Genomic DNA, 5,187 nt, shown 5'->3' with positions numbered 1-5,187 from the left:
CTAGAGCCTCAGCGCCGGGCGTGGGAGCGCCGACGCATGCGAAGAGCGGTGAAGGACGAGCCAGCCGGAAGGCGCTGGGGGGTGCCGGCCCCCGTCGGTGTGACCAGGGCAGGCAGCGCCGTCTCCTGCGTGCGCCCTCGCCGCGGGCCTCTTGGCTGTCTGTGCCCCCTGATCGTCTTCCCCTTGATCCGCTCGGTCGGGTTGAGAGCGGCGACGGCATCGTCGAGAGTCGCCACGTTGCCGATGTTTGCCCGCAGCCGCCCGTCCCGCACCCGCTGGACGGCCTCACTCAGTTGCCCGCGATCGGCCTCGACGACGAAATCAACCGCCAGGCCGTCGGCCAGCTGCGCCTCCGGCGGACCGACGATGGTCACCAGCGTTCCTCCGGCTCGGATCAGGCCTGCTGACCGCTTTCTGATGCCACGGCAAATGACGTTGAAGACAAGATTGACTCCGCCGACGTCTTCCAGCGAATCGTTGTCGAAGTCGACGAACTCCTGCTCGCTGAAGTCGAGTGCCGTCTGCCGGTCGGCGGCATGTCCAGTGCCGATGACGTAAGCACCCGCCTCTCGGGCGCGCTGTCTCACCATCGATCCGACCCCACCGGCTACACCATGCTCGAGGACGCTCTGCCCCATCTGGACGCGGCCGTGCACGAACAACCACTGCCGCGCGGTCAGGCCCGAGATCGGCAGACTCGCGCCCAGAGTGAAGTCGGCGTCGCTCGGCAGTGACGAGAGGTTACGCGCCTCGGCAGCCACGTACTCCGCCAAAGTGCCGTCTCGAGTTCCCGCGAGCCCGAACACTCGCTGGCCCACAGACAGTCCCTCCGTACCATAGCCGAGCGCGCTGACCACACCGGCCAGCTCGTGCCCGCGGATCGACGGTGTCGGGTTCTGGCCGACGCGATCGGTCCAGGTTCCGAGTCACGTTAGTTCACTGGGGGTGAAGCCTGACGCATGAACTTCGACAACGACATCGTTCTCCGCACGTTGAAAAGCGCTTTGACACGAGGGAGTCGTCGTCGAGTGACGGGTCGAAGCGGCTCAACACGTTTTGGGTATTGGGTGCGTCTGCCGCTTCTGCTACGCCATCGGGGAAGAGTCGGGGCTTGTTGGTGCGGGTGCACGGGACTATGCACCGTGATGAAAAAGCTGTCCGGAGACGTAGATCGTGTCGCCGTAGCGCATAGCCCGCACGTGACTGGCCGTGGTTACTCCGTGCGTTCACGCAGATTGCGGACCAGCCCGATGACGTCATCCGGTACGAGTCGTCCGATGGCTCCGCTGGAGTAGACGCTGACGACCACCTTTCCAGACGGGTCGAGCACGAACCCGGTCGACTGCAGGTAGACCGGCTGAGGATTTACGAATGCTCCGGTTGCGGCCGATATCGCAGCGGCGTCGGCGGTGTGTCCGACAGGAAATGTGAGACCGAGCTTCGTGATCAGTTCTGCGGTCGTCGGCTCGTCGTCGACGGAGAGTGCGACAACCTTGATGCCCGTCTCCGCGAGACGCTCACCGGCTCGCTGAAAGGCGCGCAGCTGTGCAGTGCAGTACGGGCACCAGGATCCGCGATAGAACAGCACGACGCCGAAGTTGTCGGCGAACGCGTCCGGCAGAGTAAGTGTCTGCCCACCTGCCTGAGTGAGGGTCAGGGTTGGGAACGAGTCTTCGGGGCTGAGCAACGTCATCACCGTCTCCTCATGATCTGTCGAGCGCTTGCCAGTCAGAGGCGTTAGCGGCGTCGGACCACGACGGCTTACCACGCTGTTCGGATGTGGCTGTGGTACATGGCTGGCGAGGACAAGCGTGGTAGAGGTTGTTGGTAAGACGGCGCGAAAGATCGACGCTGATGAGGTAGACACAGCTGTCTGCTGTGCCTTCATACTCATCGGGCCGCGTGGTGCGTCATACAGCTGGGTTGACGCTGGGCCACACATCGCGTGAAAGGATCCGTCAAGCATGACAGCTGAGCTTGTTGGCAAGGCCGCCCTGATCACTGACGCTGGCCGCGGTGTCGGAGCAGCGATCACGATCAAGCTTGTCCAGGCCGGAGCTGATGTGATCCTTCCCGCTTACCACTGACCAACTAGACAGGACCGCCAACGCCATCAGGGCGATCCCGATGGGTGGTGAGGTTCGCGTCGTGACTGCCGCTTTGACCGACGACATCCAACGGGCCAAGTCATACTGAACCGAGCCTTTTCAGCACCTACGGCTCTGTGTCCTCATCGCCCCGCAGGAATCCGGTCATTCCCTGCTCGGCGATCTCCTCGGTGCGGACAACGATCGGGCCGGCGCCATCTGAGACCTCGGTGGCACCGCCACCGCATAGGCGAAGCAACACTTCATCTGGCTGGCCGGGCGCTCCCGACCGCTGACAAGACGAACGATTAGGAGGCAGCATGGCAGGCAGCGCTGAGGGCATGGTCACCCTGACCTGCGCCGGACAAGACGTCGCAGACGTGGATTCGTCGGCAACAATCACGCCCGATACGGAAGACTTCGTCATCGTCGACAACAGCGAGGCCGGCATCTACGAGGCCGCATTGGGGGGTCGGACCGTCGCTGGACTCGTTTACAGTAAAGCGGGTAACCACGTCACACTGATGGCGACATCTGTGTTCCCGGAATACCGGGGCAAGGGGATAGCTGCCAGACTCCTCAGCGGCGTCCTGGCCGAGCTGCGGAGGCAAGGCAAGACCACCACTGTTACGTGTCCGTTCGCAGCGGCATTTGTCCGTACCCATCCCGAGTATGCCGACATCCCGACTCTGCCGTCCCGGTCAATGCCACCACGGTGAGAGGTAGGCATGGACAATGAGCTGTTGACAGCGATGATCGGTGGCTCTGGGTGATCGTGTTATGTGGTTCGGCCCTTCTCGAAGTGGAACAGGGCTGAGGCCGCTTCGACGACGGCGCTGATGCGCCGCGGGTCGAGGCTGATACGGCGCAGGGTCTTGGAGTGGGTCTTCAGGACGGCGTTGGCCTTCTCGGCAGGGCGCAGATCGCCCTGATGACCTTGTTGAACTGTTTCTGATCGACGGTAAGTTCGCTGCCCTGAGGCTTCTTGTGCGGCACACGGAAGCCTTCGGGTGCCGCTTCGTAGCCCGTGTCGGTGATGGTGAGTGGGCCGTCGTCGCCAGCGGCTTTGTCGAGTGTGTCGAGCGGGCGTGGGTGCGGGCGCAGGAGAAGTCGTGCTTGCGGTCGGGACGGACCGGGGAGGCCCAGGTCGGCAAGCCGTCGGGGGCGGAGTGAACCTGGATGCTGCCGCCGGGCCGCTTGTGCTTGCCGCTCCACCACTGGTCCACTTCCTTGGTGGGGCCGGGAGACGTAGGAGGCGTCGGTCTCAATGAGGGTGCCATCGAGCAGCTGGTGGCCGTGCCCGGCGGCCTTTACGGCGGTCAGGGTCTGCTGCAGCGTGGGGTCTGGGCCGACAGGACGTCGATCTCTTCGTGGGGGTAGCGGTGGCAGGTGCGCATCGACAGTGCGTCGCCGACGGCGAGTTGGGCGATATGGGGGTCGTCGACGAACCAGCGCAGGACCAGCGCGGGCTGGCGGAAGGGAGTGAGCAGGCGGGTCTTCTTGCGGGTGTGGTGCCGACGGCGCTCAGCTCCCATCAAGCGGGAGACGTGCTCGACGGTGCCCTGGTCGAAGGACAGGGGGGACCGTCCAGGGGTCCAGCCTGGGCTCCTTCGTGATTTCCCGCAGGCTCATCGCACCGGACTCGTACAGCGGACGAAACTGCCTCAACTCCAGCCCGCGATGCGGATCCAAGACCACCGTCAGCCGACTCCCCGCCGCCCCGAACCGGCAGCAGCAGACTCGCGGCCTCCGCCCCGTCACCGCCTCAGAAACGGTGCACTTTCGACCGTACGAGGTGGTGCGCGTACGCTTGTATGCCGACAGGCGGCGAGGTCCTCCCCGTAGGCGCCGATGGTGGAGGTCTTCAAGACCCAGGTCAGGTAGGCGATCATGGACGGTAGGCCGTCCTTAGGAGTCGCCGTGGTGGTGGTCATGGTCGGGTATCACTTCGCCTTCGTTGATGATGGATCGAAGTCGACGCCGAACAGCGCGTCGTAATCAGGCAGGGCCCGCAGGGCGATGACGTGCCCGTCGGTGTGCTGACGGCCTGCTGCCTGGCACCGCTCGCGGTCCTTGGCCAGGGCCTGGCGCATCCGCTGGGCGGTGGCCGCGGGGACGGGGTCGGTGGCCACGGCCTGTTTGACCTAGGACCGCTCGTGCCGGGTGACGATCTGGCTGTCGCAGAACACCACCACTTCCTCCAAGGACGCGGTGACGTCCACGAACCGGCCGATGACCTGCGGATGGACAGAGTGGTCGGTCGTGTCGAGGCGAACGTAGTAGTCACGCGAGAGCCGGACCCTCGAGCTTAGGTCGATCGACGGCTCGACCGGTGGCAACGGGATCATCGCCAGGTACTCCCGCTCCAGCAGGTCCACCGGACGACCAAGAATCGACCGAATAGGCCGGGAGTTGGCCCTGACCAGCCACTCTTCCAACAGTTGATTGAAGTCTGCCAGTGAGGCGAATTGCCGCCGGGGCAGGAACGAGGTCTCCAGGTACTTGTTGTTGCGTTCGGCCATCCCCTTGTATTCCGGGTCGTGGGCCGGGGCCAGCTTGATTCTCGTGACCAGCGTGCCGGCGAAGGCAGCGGCCGGTGCAGTGAGCTTTCCGCTGCCTCCGATCGCCGCCTCGCGGTCCCAGACCAGCATCTTGGGACCCGGCCGATGCTGCTGATCAGCTGCCACATGCCCGACACAATGTCATCGGCCTGACGCGAGGGGATCATCACCCCGACCGAGAACGCCGAGAAGCCCAGTGTCATGACGAGCACCGGCAGGATTCGCTGACGACCAGTACCGACCTAGACCTGAACAGTGCACCAAGGGCGCCCGGCGCCGGGAGACCGCCGCCGCCCGGAAGCTGTGTGTCGCACCGCCCATCTCGCTGCCGTCCGCACACGCCCCCGCCGGCGAACCCAGCCACCACTCGGCGAAATGGCGGACCCGGCCCTCACACTCAAGACGCCATATGCGCACAGCCCGCCCGGCCATCCCTTCGGACACTCCGTGCACCTGGTCTCTACTGCGCATCGACAACCAGGTCGCTTGACCTGCCTTGTTCCTGCTCAGCGGACTACGATCAGGGCGAGCAAGGGGGT

The 5,187-nt window shown here is 64.7% G+C and carries 4 protein-coding genes and 2 pseudogenes; 2 read left to right on the top strand and 4 right to left on the bottom strand.

The features are described 5' to 3' along the window. Nucleotides 1–8: 8 nt before the first annotated feature. A pseudogene (locus tag VXC91_RS42075) lies at nt 9–890 on the bottom strand (NADP-dependent oxidoreductase); the annotation flags it as partial. Between the two features lie 323 nt (nt 891–1,213). After that, nucleotides 1,214–1,693 carry a redoxin domain-containing protein gene (locus VXC91_RS42070; protein WP_329512631.1) on the bottom strand — a complete coding sequence of 160 codons (480 nt, stop codon included), beginning with the start codon at nt 1,691–1,693 and terminating at the stop codon, nt 1,214–1,216. Between the two features lie 271 nt (nt 1,694–1,964). Between VXC91_RS42070 and VXC91_RS42065 the strand changes: the two genes are divergently transcribed. Together VXC91_RS42065 and VXC91_RS42060 are read left to right on the top strand one after the other, a co-directional pair. Further along, nucleotides 1,965–2,087: a hypothetical protein gene (locus tag VXC91_RS42065; protein WP_329512630.1), complete on the top strand. Its 123-nt coding sequence runs from the start codon at nt 1,965–1,967 to the stop codon at nt 2,085–2,087. A 320-nt stretch (nt 2,088–2,407) separates the two neighbouring features. Next, a complete protein-coding gene (locus VXC91_RS42060; protein ID WP_329512629.1) occupies nt 2,408–2,806 on the top strand; it encodes a GNAT family N-acetyltransferase in 399 nt (132 codons plus the stop codon). A gap of 600 nt (nt 2,807–3,406) precedes the next feature. On the opposite strand, the gene VXC91_RS42055 is transcribed toward VXC91_RS42060, so the two are convergent. Together VXC91_RS42055 and VXC91_RS42050 are read right to left on the bottom strand one after the other, a co-directional pair. Then, nucleotides 3,407–3,625: a hypothetical protein gene (locus VXC91_RS42055; RefSeq protein ID WP_329512628.1), complete on the bottom strand. Its 219-nt coding sequence runs from the start codon at nt 3,623–3,625 to the stop codon at nt 3,407–3,409. Between the two features lie 405 nt (nt 3,626–4,030). Further along, nucleotides 4,031–4,890: pseudogene (locus VXC91_RS42050) on the bottom strand (Mu transposase domain-containing protein); the annotation flags it as partial. Nucleotides 4,891–5,187 lie beyond the last annotated feature (297 nt).

This window comes from Streptomyces chiangmaiensis, from assembly GCF_036281785.1.
GTDB lineage: Bacteria > Actinomycetota > Actinomycetes > Streptomycetales > Streptomycetaceae > Streptomyces > Streptomyces chiangmaiensis.
Note: the sequence above shows the minus strand (reverse complement) of the source record. Positions and strands in the feature narration are given on the sequence as shown.